Annotated in this window: 3 protein-coding genes and 2 pseudogenes; all 5 read left to right on the plus strand. The window is 43.7% G+C overall.

Annotation, left to right across the window (positions count from 1 at the left end; translation table 11 throughout):
* Nucleotides 1-967 (plus strand): hypothetical protein (locus ACTHUR_RS10490; RefSeq protein WP_440398549.1); only part of this gene is annotated, 967 nt, incomplete at its 5' end.
* Nucleotide 968: 1 nt separating this feature from the next.
* Nucleotides 969-1379 (plus strand): hypothetical protein, encoded by a 411-nt coding sequence (locus ACTHUR_RS10495; RefSeq protein ID WP_440398550.1) that lies wholly within the window; start codon nucleotides 969-971, stop codon nucleotides 1377-1379.
* A gap of 330 nt (nucleotides 1380-1709) precedes the next feature.
* Nucleotides 1710-1784, plus strand: a complete 75-nt coding sequence (locus ACTHUR_RS10500) for a hypothetical protein (protein ID WP_336623262.1) — start codon at nucleotides 1710-1712, stop codon at nucleotides 1782-1784.
* 167 nt (nucleotides 1785-1951) lie between these two features.
* A pseudogene (locus ACTHUR_RS10505) lies at nucleotides 1952-2146 on the plus strand (hemagglutinin repeat-containing protein); the annotation flags it as partial.
* A gap of 173 nt (nucleotides 2147-2319) precedes the next feature.
* A pseudogene (locus ACTHUR_RS10510) lies at nucleotides 2320-3290 on the plus strand (hemagglutinin repeat-containing protein); the annotation flags it as partial.
* Nucleotides 3291-3373 lie beyond the last annotated feature (83 nt).

The raw sequence follows: 3373 nt of genomic DNA on the forward strand, positions 1-3373 counted from the left end.
GGGTTATAGGGAAACGAGGGAGCAGTTGAAAAGAAATGCGGTTTCCAGTTATACGGAAAGAAGCCCGCAGATTCGGAACAAAACTTTTGATACTGCTACAGCCGGACTGGGTAAAGGTGTAGCCAACCTGCCGTCGTTCTATGCAAACGGCTTCATCGGTACGTATAACGGCGTTATCGGCAAACTGGCCGGTAAGGAAGCACCGTATGTCCCATTGATCAAGGACTACAACAACCCTGTTGAAGAAGAGGTAGGTGATTGGGCTGCCGACAAAGTTGACAGAGCATTAGGCATGATAACCGGGATTAGGATCGGTGCTGTCTCGCCGGGAAGGAGTGTATGGAATAAGAACGGCAAAACCGGTGCTGGGCAAAAGACCGGGAGGATGTCCGTCCTCGATGGGGAGATGGCGGGAGGGAATAAAAATCCAATCACTTCAAAAAGACACAGTGATGTAACTAAGGACTATGTCGGCGTAACCGAACAAAAAGCGTTGCCTAAGCCGGATAAATCCGCACCGAAGATAAGACCTAATGGTACAGTAGAGCTATTTACAGACAGCAAAGGGGTACAAATACCTGGAGCAGTAGGGGTTAGCCCATCAGATCCGATGGCTGTTGCAAGAGATGCACGTTTTATGCCCAATATACCGACAGGCAGTCAGGCGAGAGTTATCGCAAATAATCCTTATATCCCTAAACCAGAAGGGAAATTTACAATAATGGATTATCTTCCTGAAGCAGCACGTATTACAAAAACAGGGGGAGAAATTGTGATTAATGGCACAGTAACCAATAAATATCTAAGAGGAATTCCAAATGAAACAGAACTGGCCCGAATGGGATTAAGGTTAAAATATAATGGTCCGTTAAAGGAGGAGTTTAAACAACTGAAATTTCAGAAGAGTGATGGAAGCGACTTGAACTCAACAGTCCTTAAAACCATTGTTTTTGAAAAGGTAAAATAATATGACAACTTATACTATTCCAAGAAAAGATTATCAATTTCTGTATATATATGAGGGCACTCTATTAAACTATACTTTGAAAAACGATGAATTTCATATTATCGTCAATTGTGTGGATTATCCGGATTTACCTCAAGAGCTTCCTACCCCCAATTATTCAGACTGGGTAAAAATTAAATTCAAGCAGTTCAGCTATCTAAAATTTAGATATGAATACGCTACGAAGAGCCAAGATAAAAAGATCAAAAATGTATTGGAGCTTGGCAAATTAAAGCAGGATGATGAAATCTGGGATTATGGAGGTACGTTGGAATTGATAGGCGGTAGGTATGATCTTCCGACCGGTTTTATCATAGATATAGTTTGCCGGGAAATAGAGTTAGAATTTTTAGATCAGGAGAGTTTCAATTAAACAAGCCGTAGCTTTCATGCTGCACAAGCAGCCTTTCGGAAGCTCTTGACAAAGCCGGTTGGGCATATGTGCTTTATCACTTAATATTACTTGACAAAAGGATGTGTGCAGAACGCACGCATGCGGTTCTCAAGGTTTGAGCTAAGAGGCCGTCTGAAACAACAAAAATACGTTTCAGACGGCCTTTCTTTCAACAAGGCGCCACAGCAATCAGACAAAAGCAGCCCACCGCCACACCCATATCGGCAGCACGGCTAGCAAAATCATTATCCGAAGCGGTGTAGACACAACTCTAAGACGGCAAATTTTGAACGTCATAGTCTTTCGGGTATGACACTAAGGGCCGACATGATCAAACAGCGCGAAATCCATCTGGCCATACCCGCACAAACTAATAAGGAGTAAAGATTGCAGTTGCAACGTGTGGTAGAGTATGGCAAAAATCTAAACATTAAAGTCAAAATTACGGAGATCAAATAATGATTTTTAAACAGGATCAAAATTATTGGGCAGCAAGCCGTAGCCCATATGAAACCTAAACTCAACAAGTAGGATGTGTGCGGAACGCACGCATGCGGTTCTCAAGGTTTGAGCCAAGAGGTCATCTGAAACAACAAATACGGTTTCAGACGACCTTTCTTTCAACAAGTAGCCACAGCAATCAGACAAAAGCAGTCCACCGCCACACCCATGTTGGCAGTATGGTCGGCACAACCACCATCCGCAGCGGCGGGGATACCACCCTCAAGGGTGCGCAGCTTATCGGCAACGCGAATGTGTGCGGAACGCACATATGCGGTTCTCAAGGTTTGAGCTAAGAGGCCGTCTGAAAAAAGAAAAAACGTTTCAGACGTCCTTTCTTTCGACAAGTTGCCACAGCAATCAGAAAAAGTAGCCTGCATCACCTTATGCACTGAAACCGCCCAATCAAACTTAGTTCGACAAATATGCCAATGATCTCAAGCGCGAAGTTGAAAAACGCGAAGGCAGAAAAATCAGCAGCCAAGAAGCCGCGATGAGAATCCGCAGGCAGATACTGCGCTGGGTGGACAAAGGTTCCCAAGACGGCTATACCGATCAAAGCGTCATATCCCTTATCGGAATGAAAGGCGAAGACAAAGCCTTGGGTTATACTTGGGACTACCGCGACTACGGCGCAAGAAATCCGCAAGCCTACAACGATCCGAAGCTGTTTGAGGAATACCGCCGACAGGACAAACCCGAATACCGTAACCTGACCTGGCTGCACAGCGGGACAAAAGACACCAAAATCAGGCAGGAAGAGCGGAAAAACGAAGAGCTTGCGCTGAACGTTGCCGACTGGCTGATGAGCTTTGTCAACCCCAATCCGAGGATAAAAGCCCCGATTATTGCGGGAGTTGGCAACCTGAAAAACATCAAGCCGGCCGTTACCGGCAGCGATCCATTATTGTCAGGGGTCGGGAATATCCGTATTCCTGCAAATGGCAATGTTGCGAAGGGGGACAGGATTCCGGATACGGCATTGGCGTCGAAGAGTCATCAAAAGAATGATTTTGGTACGTCTAAAGGACAGGGGGCAGGGTCTTCTATACCTGTCCCTCAAGCTATCTCAATAAAAATTAAAAATCCAGATAAAACGATTAGTGAAACTACTTATAAATCTAATCCTAAACATACTCCTGGTCAGTTAGGGTTTAAGTTTGATGCTGGTATTGAGCCAAAGAATTCAGTTCAATTAATTGAAAGTTCAGTACAAATTGGTAAACAGCGATTTGCAATTGATGATAAAGGACATATTCATCGTTATATGGGGGCGATAGGAAAAATGAACCTTGGCATTGGGCTGGTTCTACATCCGATAAGAAGAATCCCTTGTCCTTAACAAGTCAACAAAAAGCAGGAATTAAAAAAGCATACCCCGAGCAATAAAAGAATAAGTTATTAAAATAAGGATTTATATGAATATTATTATGGATTCAACAAGAAAATTTGGGATTTTATGGGAAAAAAAC

It is taken from the genome of Neisseria sp. P0021.S007 (assembly GCF_051956855.1).